This is a genomic window from Streptomyces sp. NPDC049541 (assembly GCF_044465725.1).
GTDB lineage: Bacteria > Actinomycetota > Actinomycetes > Streptomycetales > Streptomycetaceae > Streptomyces.
On sequence record NZ_JBITLY010000023.1, the window covers coordinates 1 to 22,708 of the forward strand.

Consider the following 22,708-nt stretch of genomic DNA (forward strand, 5'->3'; position numbering starts at 1 on the left):
CGCCCGGCAGCCGTTCACCGGGCGGGACGGTGCCGTCGCGCAACTCGCCGAGCAGCTTTGTCGCGACGCGCCAGTACAGCGGGTCCCCTCGGCGAGGGGGGGGGGGGGGGGGGGGGGGGGGGGGGGGGGGGGGGGGGCGGGCGCGCCCCCCCCCCCCCCCCCCCCCCCCCCCCCCCCCCCCGCCCGTACCGGCCTGTGCCGGAGCTGGCTCGTCGTATGTGCGAGGTATCAGCGCTCTTCTTCGGAGGCGGATGCCGGAACGGACGTCAGCCGCTCCGTCTCGTCCTGTATCTCAGCGGCGATCTTCTTGAGTTCCGGCTCGAACTTGCGGCCGTGGTGGGCGCAGAAGAGCAGTTCTCCGCCGCTGAGCAGGACAACGCGCACGTAGGCCTGCGCGCCACAGCGGTCGCAGCGATCGGCGGCCGTCAGTGGGCTCGCGGGGGTCAGAACAGTAGTCACGTCGCCTCTTCTCTAGCTCGACGAGCTGTCGTACCAGGGTCAACATCCAACCAGCCCTAAAACGTTCCCGCCCCGGGCTTTTCCTCGAAAAAATCTTTCGAGGCCGGCTGTCTGCTGCCGGTTGGCGGCGAATGTGCCGTATTGCGTGTCTGTGTGTCGTACGGGTTCGCGCAGTCTGTCAATGTCAGGTCCTCCCGGCTGGCTTGCCGGTTGTTCATGAGGACGTGCCCGGAGCCTAAATGGTTCATGCCTCGAAGGGAACGTGATATGTACTTCACTCCATCGAGGGATCGAACATGTATGCGACTCTGGACTAGTCTTAACTCCAGACGAGGGTGGCGTTACAACGGCTCTACCAGGCCTCGGTACCCTCTTGACGGCGACCGAAGCCGGGTCCTTACCCACCAGGACCCCACCTGAAATTCAGCGAGGAGCGAACCGCGTGACCGCCGAGACGTCCGTGCCGTCCACAGCGCTGCTGGCAGGAGCAGACCGGGACGGTTCCAACTACACCGCGCGGCACCTGCTCGTCCTTGAGGGGCTCGAGGCCGTGCGCAAGCGCCCGGGCATGTACATCGGGTCCACCGACAGCCGCGGTCTGATGCACTGCCTGTGGGAGATCATCGACAACTCCGTCGACGAGGCCCTCGGGGGCTACTGCGACCACATCGAGGTGATCCTCCACGACGACGGTTCGGTGGAGGTCCGGGACAACGGCCGGGGCATCCCGGTCGACGTCGAGCCCAAGACCGGTCTTTCCGGCGTCGAGGTCGTCATGACCAAGCTGCACGCCGGCGGCAAGTTCGGCGGTGGCTCCTACGCGGCCTCCGGCGGTCTGCACGGTGTGGGCGCCTCCGTGGTGAACGCCCTGTCGGCGCGTCTGGACGTCGAGGTGGACCGCGGCGGCCACACCCACGCGATCAGCTTCCGCCGTGGCGTGCCGGGTGCCTTCGGCGCGAACGGCCCCGATGCCAAGTTCGAGGCCACCAGTGGGCTGCGCAAGGCCAAGCGGATCCCCAAGACCCGCAGCGGAACGCGCGTGCGGTACTGGGCCGACCGCCAGATCTTCCTCAAGGACGCCAAGCTCTCCCTGGAGAACCTGCACCAGCGCGCCCGTCAGACGGCGTTCCTGGTGCCCGGCCTGAGCATCGTCGTCCGGGACGAGTTCGGGCTCGGCGAGGGCGGCAGCAAGGGTGAGGAGTCCTTCCGCTTCGACGGCGGCATCAGTGAGTTCTGCGAGTACCTGGCGAGCGACAAGCCGGTCAACGACGTCCTCCGCTTCTCCGGCCAGGGCACCTTCAAGGAGACGGTCCCGGTCCTGGACGACCACGGCCAGATGACGCCCACCGAGGTCACCCGTGAACTCGGCGTCGACGTCGCGATGCGCTGGGGCACCGGCTACGACACGACCCTGAAGTCGTTCGTCAACATCATCGCCACCCCCAAGGGAGGCACCCACGTCGCCGGCTTCGAGCAGGCGGTCACCAAGACGATGAACGAGGTGCTGCGCGCGAAGAAGCTGCTGCGCGTCGCCGAGGACGACATCGTCAAGGACGACGCCCTCGAGGGCCTCACCGCGGTGGTCACCGTCCGCCTTGCCGAGCCCCAGTTCGAGGGCCAGACCAAGGAGGTCCTCGGCACCTCGGCGGCCCGGCGCATCGTGAACACCGTGATCTCCAAGGAACTCAAGGCGTTCCTGACCTCCACGAAGCGGGATGCCGCAGCGCAGGCCCGTGTGGTCATGGAGAAGGCCGTTGCCGCCGCCCGGACGCGCATCGCGGCCCGCCAGCACAAGGACGCCCAGCGCCGGAAGACGGCCCTGGAGTCCTCGTCGCTGCCCGCGAAGCTCGCCGACTGCCGCAGTGACGACGTGGACCGCAGCGAGCTGTTCATCGTCGAGGGGGACTCCGCGCTCGGCACCGCCAAGCTCGCGCGGAACTCCGAGTTCCAGGCGCTGCTGCCGATCCGCGGCAAGATCCTCAACGTCCAGAAGTCGTCCGTGACCGACATGCTCAAGAACGCCGAGTGCGGCGCGATCATCCAGGTCATAGGAGCCGGCTCGGGCCGGACGTTCGACATCGACGCGGCCCGCTACGGCAAGATCATCATGATGACCGACGCCGATGTGGACGGCTCGCACATCCGCACCCTGCTGCTGACGCTCTTCCACCGGTACATGCGGCCCATGGTCGAGGCGGGCCGGGTCTTCGCCGCCGTGCCGCCGCTGCACCGCATCGAGATCGTCCAGCCGAAGAAGGGCCAGGACAAGTACGTCTACACGTACTCGGACCGTGAATTGCGCGACAAGCTGCTGGAGTTCCAGAGCAAGGGCATCCGCTACAAGGACTCCATCCAGCGGTACAAGGGCCTCGGCGAGATGGACGCCGACCAACTGGCCGAGACCACCATGGACCCGCGGCACCGCACCCTGCGCCGGATCAACCTCTCCGACCTGGACTCCGCGGAGACGGTCTTCGATCTGCTGATGGGCAACGACGTGGCACCGCGCAAGGAGTTCATCTCCAGCTCGGCGGCGACGCTGGACCGGTCGCGCATCGACGCATAGCCGTTGGGCCCGGGCCGAAGGGCTTGGCCGGGTCGACCATGGTCGTCGTACGTCGGCTCCACCCGTGGGTGGAGCCGACAGCCGTTTGCGGATCCACCCACGATCCACCCCTGCTCCGATCTGCTGACCTGCGGACTTCCGTAGCGTCGAAGGAGCCGACAGCACTCGCTGCCGACTCCCCTCTTCGCTCACGGAGGCTCTGATGTCCGGGCTCGTCAACGCGCTGGCGATCGCGGCTGTCGTCGTGCTCGTCGTCGTGCGCCAGTTCCGCGCGCAGCAGATCGGGACGGGCAGGCGTTGGTGGCTGTTGCCTGTGATCCTCGCCGTCGTGGCGCTCCGCGAGCCCGGCATCCTCGACGCCCACCACCGCACGGAGTCGGTCGTCCTGCTGGGCGCCGAACTGCTGGTCGGCCTTGCCACCGGGGCGGGATGGGCCTGGACGACCCGAATATGGGCGGAGCCGGACGGCACCGTGTGGAGCAAGAGCACCAAGGCGAGCGTGACGGTCTGGATCGTCGGTATCGCCCTGCGCGTCGGCCTCTTCGCGCTCGGTGCGGCCTTCGGCGTCCGTCAGGACAGCTCGGCCCTGCTCGTCGCCCTCGCGGCCACCCTGCTGGTCCGCTCCGGGATCCTGGTCTGGCGGGCGCAGTCCGTGGCTCCCGCGGACGGTGGGGGCACGGCGTACGGTGACTTCATGGTCCGCCCCGCGCGGAAGGAGCGCGTGTGACGCAGAACGCCTGGATGCGCTGGCCCTCGCGGGAGGCGCTCGGGCGGGCAGGTATCTCGCGACCTCGGCGCATGCTCGCCTGGGTCGTGAGGTTGTTCGCCCTCGCCATCCTGCTGTGGGGCGCCTTCAACAGCAGCCGGGTCCACGGCTGGGTGACGGTCGTGGGTGGCCTCGGTGTGGTCGTGGCCGGGGTACTCGCCTGGGCCCTTTACCGGACCACGTTCGAGCACAGGCTGTGGCCCTCCCTCGGCATCATGCTTGCGCTTCTGGGACTGGCCGTCGGCGCCCAGGCCGTGGGCTTCCGGGCACCGGCGCTCGTCCTGTGGTGCGGGTGCGCCGTCACCGCACTGGAACGGCTGCCGCTGGCGGTCGCCTGGCCGACGGCCTCCGTGGCCCTCGCGTCCTACGCCGCGGTCAACAACGACGTGTGGCTGACCACGGCGGCCACGACGGCGGGCCTGGCCCTGGCCGGCTACGTCCTGCGCCTCGACGCCGAAGCCCGCGGCAGCGCCCAGCGCCTGCTCGCCCAGGAGCGTGCCGCCCGGGCCGCTGAGGCGGAGTCGGCGGCGCTCGCGGAGCGGGCCCGGATCGCACGGGAGATCCATGACGTGCTGGCGCACAGCCTCTCGGCCCAGCTCGTACACCTCGAGGCAGCCCGGCTGCTCATCGAGCGGGGCGCCGGCCGGGACCAGATCCTGGAGCGGGTGGTGGCGGCCAGGGGGATGGCCCGTGACGGTCTCGACGAGACGCGGCAGGCGCTCTCGGCGCTGCGCGGGGAGCTGACTCCGCTGGAGGACTTCCTCTCGCAGCTCGTCGGTACGTCGGCCGGTGCCGAGGTCACCATTACGGGTGAGCGCAGACAACTGCCCGCGGAGGCGTCGCAGGCCGTGCGCAGGGTCGCGCAGGAAGCCCTGACGAACGTGCGCAAGCACGCGCCAGGGGCCAAGGTGCGGGTGCGGCTGGACTACAGCGACCATCAAGTGACGCTGGATGTACGGGACTCCGGCGGTACGCCAGGCGAACTCGCGGGGGCCGGCGCCGGGTACGGTCTGCTGGGCATGCGCGAGCGTGCCGAGCTGTTGGGTGGCTCGCTGGAGGCCGGGCCGGACGAGGAGGGGTTCGCGGTGACGCTGAAGGTGCCCGTATGACGGAAGGGGCGGAGCAGCGGCCCGCGCGCGTGGTGGTCGCGGACGACCAGACCGTGGTGCGTGAGGGCATCGTGATGCTGCTGGGCCTGTTGCCCGGGGTCGAGGTCGTCGGGGCCGCGGGGGACGGGGACGAGGCCGTGCAACTCGTCGCGGAACTCGCCCCGGACGTGGTGCTGATGGACCTGCGCATGCCGCGCTGCGACGGTGTGGAGGCGACCCGGCGCATTCGCGCGGAGTACCCCGGGACGCAGGTCGTGGTGCTCACGACGTACGCGGATGACGAGTCGCTGTTCCCGGCGTTGCGGGCGGGGGCACGGGGCTATCTCACCAAGGACGCGGGCGGGGACGAGATCGTACGGGCCGTGCACAGCGTGCTGTCCGGGGACGCCGGGCTGTCGCCGAGCATCCAGCGGCGGCTGCTGGAACGGCTGTCCGGCCCGGAGCCGCAGCCGCCGGCTGTGTCGGAAGCGCCGGACGGGCTCACCGCGCGCGAGACCGAGGTGCTGCTGCTGATCGCCGACGGCCTCAGCAACCAGGAGATCGCCCGCAAGCTGCATGTCTCCACCGCGACCGTGAAGACTCACATCAACAACCTCTTCGCCAAGACGGGGCTCAAGGACCGTGCCCAGGCGGTGCGTTACGCCTATGCGAAGGGGCTCGCACGGCCACCGGCGGGATGAGTCACCTGATGGGGTGAAGAGCGCGGAGAAGCAGAGTCCGGGATCCATCCGTTCTGTCCATCCTTGGGCATGCAGTCAAGCAATGGCCGTCCCTGCGGAGGCGGGGGTGGCGCCGATGGTTCGGCCGGGCACCGCGATCACGACTCGTCCCCTGCAGAGGCTTCCGGAGGTGCGAGGTACGACGACCCGTGGTACGACGCACTTGCCTCCGGATGGGGCGAGGCGGACGGCGTCGGAGGTGCCGTAGCCGAGGCCGGGCCCGCAAGCCGGCCGAACGAGGACGAGACGGCCGCTGCGGCCGACGTGTATCTCGAGGTGCAGCGCAGCGCGGAGTTCCAGGAGGTGCGCAGCAGATACCTCAGGTTCGCCGTGCCGGGAGTCGCTGTCTTCCTCGTCTGGTACGTGGCCTACCTCGTGACCGCCACCGCCGCGCCCGCTCTGATGGCGCATCGCGTGGCCGGCGCCATGAACGTGGCGATGCTCGCCGGGCTCGGGCAGTTCCTCAGCACCTTCCTGTTCGCGTGGGCCTACGCCCGGCATGCGCGGCTGCGCCGCGACCGGGCCGCGCTCGAACTGCGATGGAACACACAGGAGTTGACCCGCGGAGTCGGGGGTGGTGCGCTGTGACGGGCGGCCATCAGACGCTTGCGCTGCTTCTGTTCAGCGTGTTCGTCGCCATCACCCTGGCGATCACGACGTGGGTGAGCCGCAACCGGCAGGGCTCGGCGGAGGAGTTCTACGCGGGCGGGCGACTTTTCTCTCCCATGGAGAATGGTTTTGCCATCGCGGGCGACTACATGTCGGCCGCTTCCTTCCTGGGCGTCACAGGGCTCATCGCGCTGTTCGGATACGACGGACTGCTGTACGTGGTCGGCTTCCTCGTCGCCTGGCTGGTGGTGCTCTTCCTCGTCGCCGAACTCGTGCGCAACTGCGGGCGGTTCACGCTCGCCGACGTGGTCGCGGCACGCATGAGCGAGCGGCCCGTGCGGATCGCGGCGGGAACGTCCTCGATCACCGTGTCCGTCCTGTATCTGGTGGCGCAGATGGTGGGGGCGGGCAGCCTGGTCGCGCTGCTGCTCGGGGATACGAGCACGGCTGCGCGGGCCTGGACTGTCATCGGTGTCGGTGCGCTCATGGTGATCTATGTGTCGCTGGGGGGGATGCGGGCCACCACCTGGATCCAGATCGTCAAGGCGGTGCTGCTGCTCGCCGGTACGGTCGCGTTGACCGTGCTCGTCCTGCTGCGGTTCCACGGCGACTTCGACCGGCTGCTGCTGACGGCGGCCGCGCGCAGTGGGCACGGCGACGCGTTCCTGGCCCCGGGGCTGAAGTACGGCGGGGACTGGACCGCCCGCCTGGACTTCATCAGCCTGGGGCTGGCCCTGGTGCTGGGCACCGCAGGGCTGCCGCACATTCTGTCCCGCTTCTACACGGTGCCCACCGCCCGGGCGGCGCGGTGCTCGGTGCTCTGGTCGATCGGGCTCATCGGCGGCTTCTACCTGATGACGATCGTCCTCGGCTTCGGGGCGGCCGCGATCGTGGGGCCGGATGCGGTACGCGAGTCGAGCGCGGCCGGGAACACAGCCGTCCCGCTCCTGGCGCTCGCTCTGGGCGGTGGCGCGAACTCCACCGCAGGAACGGTTCTCTTCGCGATCGTCGCCGCCGTCGCCTTCGCCACGATCCTTGCGGTGGTCGCCGGACTCACACTCGCCTCCTCGGCGTCCGTGGCCCACGACCTGTACGCGTCACTGCGGCGCGGCCGCGCCGAGCCGCGCAGCGAAGTGGCCGTGGCGCGCGTCGCCTCGGTCGGCATCGGCGCGGTCGCGATCGCCCTCGGCCTGCTGGCCCGTGACCTCAATATCGCCTTCCTGGTGGGCCTCGCCTTCGCGGTCGCCGCGTCCGCGAACCTCCCGGTACTGCTCTACTCACTGTTCTGGCGCGGCTTCACCACCCGCGGTGCCGTGTGGGCCGTGTACGGCGGGCTGGTCCCGGCCCTGGCCCTGGTCGTGCTGTCGCCGGTGGTCTCGGGCAGTCCGGAATCGCTGTTCCCGGCCGTCGACTTCCAGTACTTCCCGCTGCAGAACCCCGGTCTCGTGTCGATCCCGATGGGCTTCCTCGCGGGCTGGCTCGGCACGGTCACCTCCGACGAGGTCCCCGACGAGGCCAAGCACGCGGAGACCGAGGTGCGGGCGCTGACGGGGGCGGGGGCCGCCTAGGGAACTCCGCCGCCCTCATCGTCGTAGGACACACGCCTGATCGTGGTCGTACACCTGCTGCGGTTTCGTATGCGTACGGCGCCGGCTTCGGGCTACGGCGTCACCCATGCGTACCGGTGTTCCGGGCGTCCCGTGTCGCCGTACTTGAGGGAGAGGCGGAGGCGGCCGGCCTGTTCGAGGTGGCGGAGGTAGCGCTGGGCGGTGGAACGGCTCAGGCCGGTCTCCGCGGCCACCTCGTGGGCCGAGAGCGGGTGTTCGGCGTGGTACAGGACCCGGCAGATCAGGTCGGTCGTCGGTTCCGAGTGGCCGCTCGGCAGGCCTGGTGACGACTGCGCCGGCGTGGTGCGCAGGGCGCCGAAGATCCGGTCCACCTGTTCCTGGCCTGTGATGCCGCGGCCGCCGACGCGGTCGACGGTGCGGCGCAGCGCGGCGTAGGAGTCGAGGCGGGTGCGCAGGGCGGCGAAGGTGAACGGCTTGACCAGATAGTGCAGCGCGCCGAGGCGCATCGCGGCCTGCACGGTCGCCACGTCGCCAGCCGCGGTGATCATGATGACATCCGTGCCGAGGCCCTGTTCCCGCATGCGGTGGACGAGTTCGAGGCCCGTCTGGTCGGGCAGGTAGTGGTCGAGCAGGACCAGGTCGATGGTCCCGCGCTGCACACCGGCCAGGGCCTGGGCAGCACTGTGTGCGCGGGCGGCGACCCGGAAGCCGGGAACCTTTCCCACGTACTTGGCGTTGATCTCGGCGACGCGGAAGTCGTCGTCCACGACCAGGACGTCAATCATCGGGCCTCTTTCTGTCAAGGCCTGGCGAGCGTTAAGCCCGTGTTTCGGCTCCGCTGTTGTAGCGCGCGCAAAACGAGCACAACAGGCTGTTGCAAGCAAAAGAACGGCATGCGCTCACAAGGCTGCTGCTGTGGCCCGGGCCACATCTACCGTCCCCGGCCATGAGCGCAGACACCAGCCCCGCCATCCAGCTGCGGGGCGCGAGCAAGATCTTCAGGACCCCGTCGGGGGGTCTGCACACGGCCGTCAGGGAGCTGGACCTCACGGTCGGGCGTGGCGAGTTCGTGGCGGTCGTCGGCCCCACGGGGTGCGGCAAGTCGACCACGTTGACGCTGGTCAGCGGGTTGGAGGAGCCCACCGAGGGCGAGGTTCTGGTTGCCGGGGAGCCGGTTCGCGGCGTCGGCGACAAGGTCGGTTTCGTCTTCCAGCAGGACGCCACCTTCCCCTGGCGCACCGTGCTGTCGAATGTCATGGCGGGCCCGCGTTTTCGCGGTGTGCCCAAGGCGGAGGCGAAGGAGAAGGCGCGTGAGTGGCTGGCCCGGGTCGGGCTCGCCGCCTTCGAGGACCGCTACCCGCACCAGCTCTCCGGCGGCCAGCGCAAGCGTGTCGCGCTCGCCGCGACCTTCGTCAACGACCCCGAGATCCTGCTGATGGACGAGCCGTTCTCGGCGCTCGACGTGCAGACCAGGGCGCTCATGTCGGACGAGTTGCTCGAGCTGTGGGAGGGCACGGGTGCCTCCGTGGTCTTCGTCACACACGACTTGGAGGAGTCGATCGCGCTGGCCGACAAGGTCGTCGTCATGACGGCAGGCCCGGCCACTGTGAAGCAGGTCTTCGACATCGACCTGCCGCGGCCGCGCAAGGTCGAGTCGGTGCGTCTGGAGTCGCGGTTCATCGAGATCTACCGCGAGATCTGGGAGTCCCTCGGCGAAGAGGTCCGCATCACCCGTGAGAGGGGTGCCGCCCATGTCGCCTGACGTCATGCCCGAGGCACAGGTCGCGCTGACCATGGCCGAGCCCGGAAACAAGACGGACCGGGCGCAGTCACGCGCGCGTGCCGCCCGTAGACGCAAGATCGTCGTCACGGTCACCCGCGTACTGCTCCTGGTCGCCGTGCTCGGCCTGTGGGAGCTGCTCGCCCGGACCGAGGTCATCGACCCGTTCAACTTCTCAATGCCCTCGAGGGTCTGGGACCAGATCTACACCTGGGTGACGCACGGGACCGCCATCGGGTCCCTGGGCGAGCAGATCTGGTACACGCTGTACGAGGCGCTGCTCGGCTGGGTCCTCGGTGTGATCGCCGGTGTGCTGTTCGGCATCACCCTGGGGCGGATCACCTTCCTCGCCGACGTTCTTGGTCCATACATCAAGGTGCTCAACTCGATACCCAGGATCGTCCTTGCTCCGATCTTCATGATCTGGTTCGGGCTCGGTCCCGCCTCCAAGGTCGCGTCGGCGGTCGTCCTGGTCTTCTTCCCGGTCTTCTTCAACGCGTTCCAGGGCGCCCGCGAGGTCGACCGCAACCTTGTCTCCAACGCCCGGATCCTCGGCGCGAGTGACCGCAGGGTGACGCTTCAGGTGGTCGTCCCGTCCGCCACCTCGTGGATCTTCACCAGCCTCCATGTCAGCTTCGGGTTCGCCCTCATCGGCGCCATCGTCGGCGAGTACATCGGCGCGACCAAGGGCGTCGGCCTGCTCATCTCGCAGTCGCAGGGGACCTTCAACACCGCGGGTGTCTACGCGGCCATGGTCATCCTCGCCGTCGTCGCACTCGCCGCCGAGGGGCTGCTGACCTTCGCCGAGCGCCGCATCTTCCGGTGGAAGCCGTCGGGTTCCGACAGCTGACCACCCTCACAAGCCACCCCCCGTCTTTCCCGCACCGCCCTCTCACAAGGACGTGAACCCTCCATGCGCAAGTCCGCCAGATACACCACCCTGGCCGCCGCCGGCCTGCTCACCCTCTCCGCCCTCACCGCCTGTGCGAACGAGGCGGCCAGTACCGCCACCACCAGCAAGGGCGACGGCAAGGGCACGAAGGTCAAGATCATGGTCGGTGGCCTCGACAAGGTCATCTACCTGCCCGCGATGCTCACCCAGCGCCTCGGCTACTTCGACGCGGAGGGCCTCGATGTGGAGATGCTGAGCGAGCCCGCCGGTGTCCAGGCCGAGACCGCGCTCGTCTCCGGGCAGGTCCAGGGGGCCGTCGGCTTCTACGACCACACCCTCGACCTGCAGACCAAGGGCAAGTCGGTGGAGTCCGTGGTGCAGTTCTCGCACGCGCCCGGCGAGGTCGAGATCGTCTCCAGCAAGGCGGCGGGAGACATCAAGACGCCCAAGGACTTCAAGGGGAAGAAGCTCGGGATCACCGGTCTCGGCTCGTCGACCGACTTCCTCACCAAGTACCTCGCCGTCAAGAACGGAGTGAACGTCAGCGACTTCACGCCGGTCGCCGTCGGCGCGGGACCGACCTTCATCTCTGCGCTCCAGAAGGGGGCCATCGACGGTGGCATGACAACCGACCCGACCGTCGCCACCATCCTCGACAAGAAGGCGGGCAAGGTCCTCCTCGACATGCGGACACCGGAGGGCTCCCAGGAGGCGCTCGGCGGCCCGTACCCGTCGTCAAGCCTGTACATGCAGACGGACTGGGTCAACAGTCACAAGGACACCGTCCAGAAGTTGGCCAATGCATTCGTCAAGACGCTCAAGTGGATGTCCACCCACAGCTCGACGCAGATCGCCGACAAGATGCCCGCCGACTACTCGCAGGGCAACAAGGTCCTCTACGCGGCGGCCATCAAGAGCACGCTGCCGATGTTTACCAAGGACGGCGTCATGCCCAAGGACGGCCCCGAGACCGTCGAGAAGGTCCTCAAGGCGTTCAACCCCAACATCAAGAACGCCAAGGTGGATCTGGGCAAGACGTTCACCACCGAGTTCGTGGAGAAGGCCACGGGCTGAATCCGTATGTAGGGAAAGGGCACGGCCCCTTCCCCCGCCCCCACCGGCCGTGCCCTCAGGCGCGGGTCGCCCACACGTAACGGTGTTCAGGGCGGCCCGCGTCGCCGTATTTCAGGGTGAGCCGGGCCCGTCCCGTGCGCTCCAGGAGCTTCAGATAGCGCTGGGCGGTCTGCCGGCTCACTCCCGTACGGTCGGCGATCTCCTGGGCCGACAGCGGCCCTTCGGCGCTCATCAGGGACTGACGTACGAGCTCCGCGGTGGTCGGGGAGTGGCCCTTGGGCAGCCCCGGCTCCGCAGAGGCCGACAGGGCACCGAAGATGCGGTCCACCTCGGCCTGCTCCGCCTCGCCGCCGCCGTCGAGCGTGCGGCGCAGCTCCGCGTACGCCTCCAGCTTGGCGCGAAGTCCCGCGAAGGCGAACGGCTTGACCAGGTACTGCAGCGCGCCGTGCCGCATCGCGGCCTGCACGGTCGACACGTCACGGGCCGCCGTCACCATGATCACGTCGGTCTGGTGGCCGCGACGGCGCATCTCCTGGACGACCGCGAGACCCGTGTCGTCGGGCAGGTAGTGGTCCATGAGGACCAGGTCGAGACGGGGCAGCGTCTCCAGTTGACGCAGCGCCTCGGCGGCGCTGTGCGCCTCGCCTGCCACGTGGAAACCCGGCACCTTCCCGACGTAGGCGGCGTTGACCTGGGCGACCCTGGTGTCGTCGTCCACGACCAGGACCTCGATCATCGCGACTCCTCCTTGGCGGTCGTGTCCGCGGTCGCCGTGAGGGCAGGCTCCGGCGCCGGCTCGGTCAGCGCCTCCGGCAGGACGACGGTGAACTCCGCGCCGCCACCGCCCGCTTCGCCCACCGTCGCGCTGCCGCCCTGCCGCTCCGCGAGCCTGCGCACCATGGACAGGCCGATGCCGCGCTTGCGGTGTGCGGGTGGTTCCTTCGTGGACCACCCGTCAGTGAAGATCAACTCGTGTTGTTCCGCCGGGATTCCGGGCCCGGTGTCGCGCACCCTGAGGACGGCGGTCCGCCCTTCGGTGCGCAACTCGACCTCCACGCGCGCGTGGAGGGTGCCGGCGACCGCGTCGAGCGCGTTGTCCACCAGGTTCCCGACGATCGTGACGAGCCCCCTGGGGTCGATCAGCCGGTCCGGGAGCCGCGTCTGGTCCGAGACCCACAGGGCGACACCGCGCTCGGCCGCGACGGTCGCCTTGCCGACCAGCAGAGCGGCGATCAGCGGGTCCTGGATCTTCTCGGTGACCTGTTCGGCCGTGACCCGGTGGTCTCCGACCACCTCTCCGACGAACTCCACGGCATCGTCGTACATCTCCAGTTCGAGCAGCCCCAGGAGGGTGTGCATACGGTTGGCGTGCTCGTGGTCCTGGGCGCGCAGGGCGTCGATCAGGCCGCGTGTCGAGTCGAGTTCCCGGCCGAGTTGCTCGAGTTCGGTGCGGTCGCGCAGGGTGGCCACCGCGCCGCCGTCGTCGGTGGGCATGCGGTTGGCGACCAGGACGCGCTGGCCGCGCACGGTGAGCAGGTCGGTGCCCGTCACCCGGCCGGCCAGGATGTCGGCCGTGCGCCCTTCGCCGAGCGCCTCGTCGGGGGACCGTCCGACGGCATCTGCCTCGATGCTCAGCAGCCGGTGTGCCTCGTCGTTCAGGAGGCGTATCCGACCGGCCCGGTCGAGGGCGACGACGCCCTCCCGGATGCCGTGCAGCATCGCCTCGCGCTCCGCGAGCAGCGCCGAGATGTCCGAGAAGGCCAGGTCGCGGGTCTGCCGCTGGACCCGCCGTGAGATCAGCCAGGCGGCCAGTGCGCCGACCGCCAGTGCGCCGCCGGCGTAGGCGAGCAGCCCAGGGATCGCGCCGATGAGGTCGGCCCGCACGCTGTCGTACTTGATCCCGACCGAGACCGCCCCGATGATCTTGCCGTGGGAGTCCCGCAGGGGCACCTTGCCCCGGGCCGAGCGGCCCAGGGTGCCCTTGTCGATCTCCATGACCTCGTTGCCGGCCAGAGCTTCCTTCGGGCTGGTGGAGACCTGGTGGCCGATCTCGCTCGGCGTGGGATGCGACCAGCGGATCCAACGGTCGTCCAGCACCACGATGTACTCGGCATGAGTGGCGCGCCGGATCCGCTCGGCTTCCTTCTGCACTGGGCCGTCCCTGGTCGGCGGGGTGTGCAGGACCCCCTCGGCGATCTGCGGGTTCTGCGCCGTGGTCTCGGCGATGGCCAGTGCCCGGCGCATCGCCTCCTCGTCGAGCTGCTTGCTCAGCGGAGCCAGGAACAGTCCGGTCGCGAGCACCGCGACTCCCGCGGCGATCGCCACCTGCATCAACAGCACTTGCGAGAACACCCGCTTCGGCAGACCGAGGCGCAGGCGGCGGGTGGGGGGAGTGGGGCTCATACCCACGACGGTACGTGGGCGCCGCGGAGCTGCCGTAGGGGGTTGTGGCATGCATCTCTTGATCAATGCTGAGCCGAGCGGCCGAAGCATTGATCGGACCGGTCAACTCGCGAGCGCGGTCATGCTGAGCTCGTGCACCGCCAAGACCTCCATCCGCGCAGGTGAACCGAGAATCGACGTCCCACAGCTCTCCGGGCGGGGCGGCAGGGCCGCGCCCTGGGCCACCTCGACGCGCCACCGGCGTCCGTCCACGTGAGCGACGATCACCTGCCAGCGCGGAGCGGCCCCGTCCGTTCGTACGACGCTCAGGGCGTCCGCCGCGTACTCGCGTACGGCCGAGCGCACGGCCAGCTCGGCCGCCTGGCCGGGCCGCTCCCAGGCGGAGCGCCCGCGGCAGCCCGCCACGACGATCCGTCCCTCCCGGACGCCGTGCAGGACCTCCTTGACCGCGTCGGCCTCTGCGCGGCCGTACGCGTACCCGTACGGAAGGACGAGCAGTGTGGGCGAGAAGCGATGGCCACCCAGATGGGTGACCTCCCAGACCCCCTCCAGCTCGGTGGTGGCGAGCTCAGCCGCGAGCGGGCGACCGAGCAGCGCGCAGCAGCGGTCCCGCTTGCCGTTGGTGCAGACGAGGGCGAGCGGAGCACCGGCGTGCGGTCGGGCATCGAGCGCCGTGTCGAAGGTGTGGTGCGCGCCTCTGCCGAGCGCGGTGAAGTCGAGGTCGAGCAGAGCCCGCGGATCGCGGACCGTTGCCGAGTGCAGCCATGCGTTGCCGGGTGCGGTGTGGGCCGCGTACACCTGTCGCATGGTGGGAGTGCCGCAGTCGGCGTGCCGTCCCGGGCGGCGGATCAGCGCGATACGTACGCCCGTGCCCTTGGCGGCCGCCTCCAGGGCGCGGCCGAGCGCCGGATCGAGGTGGCTCGAAGTGAGCGCCTTGGCACCCCAGGGGCCTGGCTGCTCCAGCAGCAGCCAGGTCCTCGCGGTGGCCGCGGTTCCCGAAAGGGGCTCGTCGAGCTCCCGGGAGACGGTTGAGCACGTACTCACAGAGGTGAGCCTAACCTGACTTGGTGCACCGTGACTTCCGGCCGCGTCCATGTCCTGCGCCGACCGGGGTGATCCCGCTACGGCAGCGGCTGGGGCGGCTTCGGGCCGACGTAGTGTCCACTGGGCCGCATGCGCAGCGGGCGTTCCCCGTACTCCTCGAGCGCATGGGCGATCCAGCCCGCCGTGCGCGCCACGGCGAAGACGGTCTCGCCCGCGGTGGAGGGCATCCCCGAGGACGCGGTGAGCACGGCCAGGGCCAGGTCGACATTGGCGTGCAGCGGAGTGTGGCGGGCGGTGGTGGCCACGATGTCGCGGGCCGCGGCCAGGGCGGGCGCCGCGCGGGGGATCTCCTCCAGGAGGCCGAACAGGACCCGCGCGCGTGGGTCCTCGCCGGGATAGAGCCGGTGGCCGAGCCCCGGGATGCGGCGGCCCGCCCGCAGCTCTTCCGCGATGACGGGGGCCGCACTGCCCTCGTCGAGCACGTCGAGCAGCAGCCGGTGGGCGAGGCCGCTGGCCGCTCCGTGCAGGGGGCCTTCCAGCACGCCGAGCCCGGCGGAGACGGCCGCGTAGGCGTGGGCGCGGGCCGAGGCGGCGACGCGCACGGCGAGCGTCGAGGCGGCGAGGTCGTGGTCGACGAGCAGGGCGAGCGCGGTGTCCAGCACGCGCAGCGAGGCCTCGTCGGGGTCGACTCCGGTCAGCCGCGACCACAGGCGGCGGGCCAGCGGGCCCTCGTCACGGTGGCCACGCCGGGCCGGCGGCAGGGCCGCGACCAGGGTGGGGATGAGCGTGCGCGCGGTGCCGAGCACGGCCTCCTCGGAGAGGTCGAAGCGCAGCGGGTCCGCCACCGCGGCGGCGATCGCCGCAACCCGCAGCCGGTCGGTCGGTCCGGTGTGTTCGGGCAGCGCGTCGACGGCACGGCGGGCCAGCGCGACGGGGACCTCGGGTGCGGTGAACACCATGCCGGGGCGCAGCCGGCCGGTCCAGAGCCACTCGGCGACCTCTTCGTAGGAGTGGCGCGTGGCCAGTTCGGTGGCGTCGACGCCGCGGAAGAAGTAGCGGTCCGCCTCGATGAGGGTGATGCGCGTCCGCACGGAGAGTTCCCCGCCCGAGGATGAACTCCCGCTGCTCTCCCGCCTGTTGCGCCGGGCGAGTGCCTCCACCTCCTTGGCGTCGAAGGTGCTGCCCCGGCCGCCGGGGACGCGGCGGCTGCCGAGCTGGCCGCGGCTCACGTACGCGTACACGGTCTCGGGCTTCACGCCCAGCAGTTCGGCGGCTTCCTTGGTGGTCAGCCGGCGTTCGGCGTGACCGGCGGAAGGGTCTTGATCGCGCATGGGGTCACCGTATCCACATCACGACGCATGGATGCAAAGCATTGATTCAATCAATATTGACAGGGAATTAGTCAAGCATCGACAGTTGACTCAAGTCCAGGGAGGAATCAATGTCCGTCAACAGGTCAGCCGCCGCCACCGTCGACGTGCCGCGGGGGCTCGCCGGCGTCGTCGTCACCGACACCGAGATCGGGGACGTCCGGGGGTTCGAGGGCTTCTACCACTACCGCCAGTACTCGGCCGTCGAGCTCGCGCAGACTCGCGGCTTCGAGGACGTCTGGTATCTCCTGGTCCACGGCGAGCTGCCGGACGAGGCACAGCGTGCGGCGTTCATCTCCGAAACGGCCGCCCTGCGGCGGCTGCCCGACGAGGTGCGGGCGGCACTGCCCGCCATAGCGGCGGCGAGCGGGCGGTCGGGCCCGTTGGCCGGTATGCGCACCGCGCTGTCGCTGCTCGGTGCGGCGAAGGGCTTCCGGCCGGTGTACGACGTCGACGCGGCCGCCCGCCGTCAGGACACCCTCGTGGCGGCCTCGGCCGTGCCGACCCTGCTCACGGCGCTGTACCGGCTGGGTCGCGGTCTCGAACCGGTGGAACCCCGGGAGGACCTCTCCTGTGCGGCCAACTACCTCTACATGCTGACGGGTTCGGTGCCGGAGCCGAAGCGGGCCCGGGCGGTCGAGCAGTACTTGATCTCAACCATTGATCACGGCTTCAATGCATCAACCTTCACGGCGCGGGTCATCGCCTCGACGGGAGCGGATGTCGCCGCCTGTCTGGTCGGAGCCGTGGGGGCGCTCTCCGGTCCGCTGCACGGTGGTGCGCCCAGCCGCGCGCTGGACACTCTGGACGCGATCGGCACCCCGGACCGCATCGACCCCTGGATCCGTGAACGCGTCCTCGCCGGTGACCGCATCATGGGCTTCGGCCACCCCGTGTACCGCACCGAGGACCCTCGTTCCCGGATGCTGCGCGAGGTGGCCCAGAGTTTCGGCGGGCCGCGCGTGGAGTTCGCCGTGGAGGTCGAGCGTCACGTCGAGAGCATCCTGGCGGAACTGAAGCCCGGCCGCGAACTCCACACGAACGTCGAGTTCTACGCGGGCGTGGTCATGGAACTGTGCGGCCTGCCCCGAGAGATGTTCACCCCGACGTTCGCGGCGGCGCGGGTGGTGGGCTGGAGCGCGAACATCCTGGAACAGGCGGAGGACTCGAAGATCATCCGGCCGGTGGCGCGGTATGTGGGGCCGGGGGCGCCGGTGGCGGTGCCCAGGGCGGTCTGAGACATACGTGCGGCCCGGTGCTTCTGGCGCCGGGCCTACGCTGAGGACAGAGCAGTGGCCGAGGTGTCGAACTGCTCGGGACGGCCCGTACCGCTCCTCGATGGGGCGCGGCGGGGCGACGGGACGGGCAACGAGGCGAGGGTGGCTCGTCGCCCGAGGGGGTCAGGCGTCAGGGATGTCCGTTTTGGCGCGGACCAGGGTTTCCCTGCTCACAATCACGATCCGCTCATGGTCGGCGCGGGCCGCGTCGGAAGGGAGCAGGTCGTCGAGCTCTGCGGTGGCCTCGGTTCCGATGACCGCGAAGTTGCCGTCGCTCAGCTCGAAGATGTCCGGGCAGGTCTCACCTGACATGCTGCCGCGCTCGCGTGGGGAGGCGCCGATCCGGCGCACGATTTTCAAGGGGGATCAGGTCCTCATGCGTCGGTTGTTACTCACTGTGACTCATGGGGACGGAGAATACAGCAGACGTTACCACTCGGACGGCCGTACCAGTGGGCCAACTGGCCGCATCCGGTAGCGTGTTGACCCTTTGTTTGCACCGCCTTCATTCAGCAGGAGGTTCACCCACCACCCACCATTCGTCCGTGTCGGCCTCATCCAGATTGCGAATGAGGGTGTCCACCATCATGCCGACACGTCCCTCTTCCGAGTCGTTCTGCAGGCTGGCCCGGTGCGGGCGGGTGGCTTCCCAGTACGCGCGGAAGACGGCATTGCGGACCAGTACCCGAAGGTGCCCCCGCAGCTCTTCCAGATCGGCGATGCCGATGCGGTAGCCGAAGACGGCATTGGCGTAGAGGGCGTTCGCGAAGAGGTACTGCCGCCGCTGCGCAGGCGAGTCCGTTTCGACGGTGCTCAGCACGGCGGCCAGTTGAGGATCGTCCATGGCCTTGTCGAGCAAGCGGAGCTGAAGGCGCTGATAGTCGACAAGCCGCGCTCGTTGCGCATCGAGTTGTTCGGTGCGTGAGCGCGGGTCCGCGTACCAGCGCTGGTACGCGGCGACGACGGTGAGGGCTCCCAAGGCGAAGGCGGCCCCCGCGGCTGCGGCGGCACCGAACCCCCGCGTCCCAGATTTCTGTGTGGCCATGTCAACCCCCGAGTCAGGCGGCCGTCCGCCGGTCGTCGGGGTGCGGGTCGACTGATGGGGACCGGCGAGCGGTGGGCGGCGCTTGCCGTCTCCCAGGGTGCCGAGCGGCTCTGGTCGGCAGGGAGGCGGAGAGGAGGCGCACGGAGGGAAGCGAGGGTCGCACGCTCAGGCGCCTTGCCCAACGTCTGCCCCGCAAGTGCTGCTAACAATCGTTCACTTCGCGGGGATTATTCCGGCTCGTATCCTGGTCCGGCATTCAATCCTCGTGCGTGCGCCGGGAGCGCGATCCGGTGCACGCGTCGGTGTCAGAGAGGTCGCACGTTGAGTCAGCCGAGCCACAGCCCCCGGCAGATCCCGGTCGTCGTGCTCGCCGGATTCCTGGGCTCCGGCAAGACCACCCTCCTCAACCACCTCCTCCATCGCAGCGGTGGCAGCCGTATCGGTGCCGTCGTCAATGACTTCGGTGCCATCGAGATCGACGCCATGGCCGTGGCCGGAGCGCTCGGCGACTCCACCGTCTCGCTCGGGAACGGCTGTCTGTGCTGTGCCGTGGACGTCAGCGAGCTCGACCTCTACCTCGAGCGGCTCGCCCGGCCCTCCGCCGGCATCGACGTCATCGTGATCGAGGCCAGCGGCCTCGCCGAGCCCCAGGAACTCGTCCGCATGGTGCTCGCCAGTGAGCAACCGGGGATCGTGTACGGCGGACTCGTCGAGGTCGTCGACGCCGCCGAGTTCGACGACACGCGCGTGAAGCACCCAGAGATCGACCGGCACCTCGCCCTCGCCGACCTCGTCGTCGTCAACAAGCTCGACCGGGCACCGGACGCGGAACGCGTCCTCGGGCTCGTCCGCTCCCTCGTCGACCGTGCAGCGGTCGTCCCGGCCACTTACGGCCGCATCGATCCCGAGTTCCTCTTCGACTGCAGGCCCAGCGAGGAGCGCATCGGGCAGTTGTCCTTCGACGACCTGCATGAACACGGCGAAGAGGGCGAAGGCGGTGCACATGAGGAACACGGCGAGCACGGCCACGCCGGTCATCTGCACACGGCCTACGACAGCCTGTCCTTCAGCTCCGAAGTGCCCCTGGATCCACGCCGGTTGATGGAGTTCCTCGACAGCAGGCCCGAGGGGCTGTACCGGATCAAGGGGTACGTCGACTTCGGGGCGTACGACGTCCACAACCGCTACGCCGTGCACGCGGTGGGGCGCTTCCTCCGGTTCTACCCGCAGCCCTGGGCACCGGGCGATGCCCGCCTCACCCAGCTGGTTCTCATCGGCTCCGGCATCGACGCGCCCGCCCTCGGCAAGGAACTGGAGGCGTGCAAAAGCGACGCCCCGCACACCGCCGATGAGCACGGTATGTGGGGCGTCCTGCGCTACGTACAGGATCCGGAAGCGGATCTCGTGGAGCCGCCGGCCTAGACGGGGCCCGCCACCACCGCCACCGTCTTCGGCAGGGACACGCCCGAGCCGTCGCGGCGCGGGTCGAGCTCCGGGAGCTCGGCCGGGGTGCCGTTCTTCTGGGCCGCCTTGGCCGGGACGGCACCCGCCCAGGCCAGGGACAGACAGTCCTCGCCCTTCAGGAAGCGCTGGCAGCGCACGCCGCCGGTGGCGCGGCCCTTGCGCGGGTACTGGTCGAACGGGGTCAGCTTGGCCGTCGTCTGGACCGAGTCGTCGAGCGTGCCGCGCGAGCCCGCGACCGTGAACACGACCGCGTCCGCCGCCGGGTCCACCGCAGTGAAGGAGATGACCTTCGCGCCCTCGGTGAGCTTGATGCCCGCCATACCGCCCGCCGGCCGGCCCTGGGGCCGGACCTGCGAGGCCTGGTAGCGCAGCAGCTGTGCGTCGTCCGTGATGAAGACCAGGTCTTCCTCACCGGTGCGCAGCTCGACCGCGCCGACGATCCGGTCGCCCTCCTTGAGCGTGATGACCTCCAACTCCTCCTTGTTGGACGGGTAGTCGGGGACCACACGCTTGACGACGCCCTGTTCGGTGCCGAGGGCGAGACCGGGGGAGGACTCGTCCAGCGTGGTGAGGCAGACCACCGTCTCGTCGTCCTCCAGGGAGAGGAACTCCGACAGGGGCGCACCGCCGGAGAGGTTCGGCGCCGACGCCGTCTCCGGCAGCTGGGGAAGGTCGACGACGTTGATCCGCAGGAGGCGGCCCGAGGAGGTCACCGCGCCGATCTCGCCGCGTGCCGTCGCCGGGACCGCCGACACGATCACGTCGTGCTTGGTGCGCCGGGCGTCGGCGTCCTCCGGGAAGGGCTCCCCGTTCGACGTGCGGGCCAGCAGGCCCGTGGAGGAGAGCAGCACCCGGCACGGGTCGTCCGCGACCTGCAGCGGTACGGCGGCCGCCGGGGCGCCGGAGGCCTCCAGCAGGACCGTACGCCGCTCGGTGCCGAACTTCTTGGCCACCGCGGCCAGTTCCGAGGAGACCAGCTTGCGCAGCTCCGCGTCCGACTCCAGGATCCGGGTCAGCTCCGCGATCTCCGCGTTCAGCTTCTCCTTCTCCGACTCCAGCTCGATGCGGTCGTACTTGGTGAGGCGGCGCAGCGGCGTGTCGAGGATGTACTGGGTCTGGATCTCCGAGAGCGAGAAGCGTTCCATCAGGCGTTCCTTCGCCTGCGCGCTGTTCTCGCTGGAGCGGATCAGCCGGATGACCTCGTCGATGTCGACGAGAGCCGTCAGCAGGCCCTCCACCAGGTGCAGCCGGTCGCGGCGCTTGGTGCGTCGGAACTCGCTGCGGCGGCGCACGACCTCGAAGCGGTGGTCGAGGTAGACCTCCAGGAGCTCCTTGAGGCCCAGGGTGAGCGGCTGGCCGTCCACCAGTGCGACGTTGTTGATGCCGAACGACTCCTCCATCGGCGTCAGCTTGTACAGCTGCTCCAGGACGGCCTCCGGCACGAAGCCGTTCTTGATCTCGATGACCAGGCGCAGACCGTGCTCGCGGTCGGTGAGGTCCTTGACGTCGGCGATGCCCTGGATCTTCTTCGAACCGACCAGGTCCTTGATCTTGGCGATCACCTTCTCCGGGCCGACCGCGAAGGGCAGTTCGGTGACGACCAGGCCCTTGCGGCGGGCGGTGACGGTCTCGATCTCGACCGTGGCACGGATCCTGAAGGTACCGCGGCCCGTCTCGTACGCGTCCCGGATGCCGGAGAGGCCGACGATGCGGCCGCCGGTGGGCAGGTCCGGGCCGGGAACGTGCTTCATCAGGGCGTCGAGGTCCGCGCCCGGGTAGCGGATCAGATGCCGGGCGGCCGCGATGACCTCGGCGAGGTTGTGCGGCGGCATGTTCGTCGCCATGCCGACCGCGATGCCCGACGAGCCGTTCACCAGCAGGTTCGGGAACGCCGCGGGCAGGGCGACCGGCTCCTGCTCCTGGCCGTCGTAATTGGGCGCGAAGTCGACCGTGTCCTCGTCGATCGACTCCGTCATCAGGCTCGTCGCCTGCGCCTGGCGGCACTCGGTGTACCGCATGGCGGCCGGCGGGTCGTCGTTGCCCAGCGAGCCGAAGTTGCCGTGGCCGTCGACGAGCGGCACGCGCATGGAGAAGGGCTGGGCCATGCGCACCAGGGCGTCGTAGATCGACGCGTCGCCGTGCGGGTGCAGCTTGCCCATCACCTCGCCGACCACGCGCGCGCACTTCACATAGCCGCGGTCCGGGCGCAGTCCCATCTCGTTCATCTGGTAGACGATGCGGCGGTGGACCGGCTTGAGGCCGTCGCGGGCGTCGGGCAGGGCTCGGGAGTAGATGACCGAGTACGCGTACTCGAGGAAGGAGCCCTGCATCTCGTCGACGACGTCGATGTCGAGGATGCGCTCCTCGAACGAGTCGTCGGGCGGCGGGGTCTTCGTGCTGCGGCGGGCCATCGCTGCCGGCTCCTCTTTTCTGGCTGCTCGCGCTGAAGCGTGAACGGGTTCTGACGCGACCATTGTGGACCGCGGCACTGACAACGCGGACGAGGACCTGGCGTCGACGTAGGTTCCCGGCGTGGCGGAAGGCTACGCGATCCGCTGTGGGC

At 69.6% G+C, this 22,708-nt stretch carries 20 protein-coding genes and 1 pseudogene; 11 read left to right on the forward strand and 10 right to left on the reverse strand.

Annotated features, from left to right (window positions below; all coding sequences use genetic code 11):
- Positions 1–85 (reverse strand): annotated as a pseudogene (locus tag ACIBW9_RS42040) (GntR family transcriptional regulator); the annotation flags it as partial.
- Positions 86–228: 143 nt separating this feature from the next.
- Positions 229–459: a hypothetical protein gene (locus ACIBW9_RS42045; protein WP_030945102.1), complete on the reverse strand. Its 231-nt coding sequence runs from the start codon at positions 457–459 to the stop codon at positions 229–231.
- Between the two features lie 442 nt (positions 460–901).
- Between ACIBW9_RS42045 and ACIBW9_RS42050 the strand changes: the two genes are divergently transcribed.
- From ACIBW9_RS42050 to ACIBW9_RS42075, 6 genes are all read left to right on the forward strand, one after another.
- Positions 902–3,025: a type IIA DNA topoisomerase subunit B gene (locus ACIBW9_RS42050; protein ID WP_398964010.1), complete on the forward strand. Its 2,124-nt coding sequence runs from the start codon at positions 902–904 to the stop codon at positions 3,023–3,025.
- Positions 3,026–3,227: 202 nt separating this feature from the next.
- Positions 3,228–3,752 carry a DUF1453 domain-containing protein gene (locus ACIBW9_RS42055; protein ID WP_398964012.1) on the forward strand — a complete coding sequence of 175 codons (525 nt, stop codon included), beginning with the start codon at positions 3,228–3,230 and terminating at the stop codon, positions 3,750–3,752.
- Positions 3,749–4,900 (forward strand): sensor histidine kinase, encoded by a 1,152-nt coding sequence (locus tag ACIBW9_RS42060; RefSeq protein ID WP_398964015.1) that lies wholly within the window; start codon positions 3,749–3,751, stop codon positions 4,898–4,900. Before ACIBW9_RS42055 ends, ACIBW9_RS42060 begins: the two co-directional genes overlap by 4 nt.
- Positions 4,897–5,580 carry a response regulator gene (locus ACIBW9_RS42065; protein WP_398964018.1) on the forward strand — a complete coding sequence of 228 codons (684 nt, stop codon included), beginning with the start codon at positions 4,897–4,899 and terminating at the stop codon, positions 5,578–5,580. Before ACIBW9_RS42060 ends, ACIBW9_RS42065 begins: the two co-directional genes overlap by 4 nt.
- 69 nt (positions 5,581–5,649) lie before the next feature.
- On the forward strand, positions 5,650–6,207 hold the full coding sequence (locus ACIBW9_RS42070) for a DUF485 domain-containing protein (protein WP_398964021.1): 558 nt from the start codon (positions 5,650–5,652) through the stop codon (positions 6,205–6,207).
- A complete protein-coding gene (locus ACIBW9_RS42075) occupies positions 6,204–7,796 on the forward strand; it encodes a cation acetate symporter (RefSeq protein ID WP_398964024.1) in 1,593 nt (530 codons plus the stop codon). Before ACIBW9_RS42070 ends, ACIBW9_RS42075 begins: the two co-directional genes overlap by 4 nt.
- A gap of 92 nt (positions 7,797–7,888) precedes the next feature.
- On the opposite strand, the gene ACIBW9_RS42080 is transcribed toward ACIBW9_RS42075, so the two are convergent.
- Positions 7,889–8,581 (reverse strand): response regulator, encoded by a 693-nt coding sequence (locus ACIBW9_RS42080; RefSeq protein WP_398964027.1) that lies wholly within the window; start codon positions 8,579–8,581, stop codon positions 7,889–7,891.
- 161 nt (positions 8,582–8,742) lie between these two features.
- Between ACIBW9_RS42080 and ACIBW9_RS42085 the strand changes: the two genes are divergently transcribed.
- From ACIBW9_RS42085 to ACIBW9_RS42095, 3 genes are all read left to right on the forward strand, one after another.
- On the forward strand, positions 8,743–9,558 hold the full coding sequence (locus tag ACIBW9_RS42085) for an ABC transporter ATP-binding protein (protein ID WP_398964030.1): 816 nt from the start codon (positions 8,743–8,745) through the stop codon (positions 9,556–9,558).
- Positions 9,548–10,426 carry an ABC transporter permease gene (locus ACIBW9_RS42090; RefSeq protein WP_398964033.1) on the forward strand — a complete coding sequence of 293 codons (879 nt, stop codon included), beginning with the start codon at positions 9,548–9,550 and terminating at the stop codon, positions 10,424–10,426. The genes ACIBW9_RS42085 and ACIBW9_RS42090 overlap by 11 nt, the downstream gene beginning before the upstream one ends.
- Positions 10,427–10,489: 63 nt before the next feature.
- Positions 10,490–11,542: an ABC transporter substrate-binding protein gene (locus tag ACIBW9_RS42095; protein ID WP_398964035.1), complete on the forward strand. Its 1,053-nt coding sequence runs from the start codon at positions 10,490–10,492 to the stop codon at positions 11,540–11,542.
- A 55-nt stretch (positions 11,543–11,597) separates the two neighbouring features.
- On the opposite strand, the gene ACIBW9_RS42100 is transcribed toward ACIBW9_RS42095, so the two are convergent.
- The 4 genes from ACIBW9_RS42100 to ACIBW9_RS42115 form a co-directional block, all read right to left on the reverse strand.
- Positions 11,598–12,278 carry a response regulator gene (locus tag ACIBW9_RS42100; RefSeq protein ID WP_398964038.1) on the reverse strand — a complete coding sequence of 227 codons (681 nt, stop codon included), beginning with the start codon at positions 12,276–12,278 and terminating at the stop codon, positions 11,598–11,600.
- Positions 12,275–13,945: an ATP-binding protein gene (locus ACIBW9_RS42105; protein ID WP_398964041.1), complete on the reverse strand. Its 1,671-nt coding sequence runs from the start codon at positions 13,943–13,945 to the stop codon at positions 12,275–12,277. The genes ACIBW9_RS42100 and ACIBW9_RS42105 overlap by 4 nt, the downstream gene beginning before the upstream one ends.
- Positions 13,946–14,047: 102 nt before the next feature.
- Complete coding sequence (locus ACIBW9_RS42110; RefSeq protein ID WP_398964044.1) at positions 14,048–14,989, reverse strand: sucrase ferredoxin; 942 nt, start codon at positions 14,987–14,989, stop codon at positions 14,048–14,050.
- Between the two features lie 77 nt (positions 14,990–15,066).
- Positions 15,067–16,320 carry a citrate synthase gene (locus ACIBW9_RS42115; protein ID WP_398964047.1) on the reverse strand — a complete coding sequence of 418 codons (1,254 nt, stop codon included), beginning with the start codon at positions 16,318–16,320 and terminating at the stop codon, positions 15,067–15,069.
- A gap of 110 nt (positions 16,321–16,430) precedes the next feature.
- Here ACIBW9_RS42115 and ACIBW9_RS42120 point away from each other — a divergent pair, with 110 nt between their 5' ends.
- Positions 16,431–17,597, forward strand: a complete 1,167-nt coding sequence (locus ACIBW9_RS42120; RefSeq protein ID WP_398964050.1) for a citrate synthase/methylcitrate synthase — start codon at positions 16,431–16,433, stop codon at positions 17,595–17,597.
- A 162-nt stretch (positions 17,598–17,759) separates the two neighbouring features.
- On the opposite strand, the gene ACIBW9_RS42125 is transcribed toward ACIBW9_RS42120, so the two are convergent.
- Together ACIBW9_RS42125 and ACIBW9_RS42130 are read right to left on the reverse strand one after the other, a co-directional pair.
- Positions 17,760–17,996 carry a hypothetical protein gene (locus tag ACIBW9_RS42125; protein ID WP_398964052.1) on the reverse strand — a complete coding sequence of 79 codons (237 nt, stop codon included), beginning with the start codon at positions 17,994–17,996 and terminating at the stop codon, positions 17,760–17,762.
- A gap of 145 nt (positions 17,997–18,141) precedes the next feature.
- Positions 18,142–18,681: a DUF6082 family protein gene (locus ACIBW9_RS42130; protein ID WP_398964055.1), complete on the reverse strand. Its 540-nt coding sequence runs from the start codon at positions 18,679–18,681 to the stop codon at positions 18,142–18,144.
- 321 nt (positions 18,682–19,002) lie between these two features.
- Here ACIBW9_RS42130 and ACIBW9_RS42135 point away from each other — a divergent pair, with 321 nt between their 5' ends.
- A complete protein-coding gene (locus ACIBW9_RS42135) occupies positions 19,003–20,103 on the forward strand; it encodes a CobW family GTP-binding protein (protein WP_398964057.1) in 1,101 nt (366 codons plus the stop codon).
- Here ACIBW9_RS42135 and ACIBW9_RS42140 read toward each other — a convergent pair.
- A complete protein-coding gene (locus ACIBW9_RS42140) occupies positions 20,100–22,556 on the reverse strand; it encodes a DNA topoisomerase (ATP-hydrolyzing) subunit A (RefSeq protein WP_398964060.1) in 2,457 nt (818 codons plus the stop codon). The two genes, ACIBW9_RS42135 and ACIBW9_RS42140, sit on opposite strands and share 4 nt — an antisense overlap.
- Between the last annotated feature and the right edge of the window lie 152 nt (positions 22,557–22,708).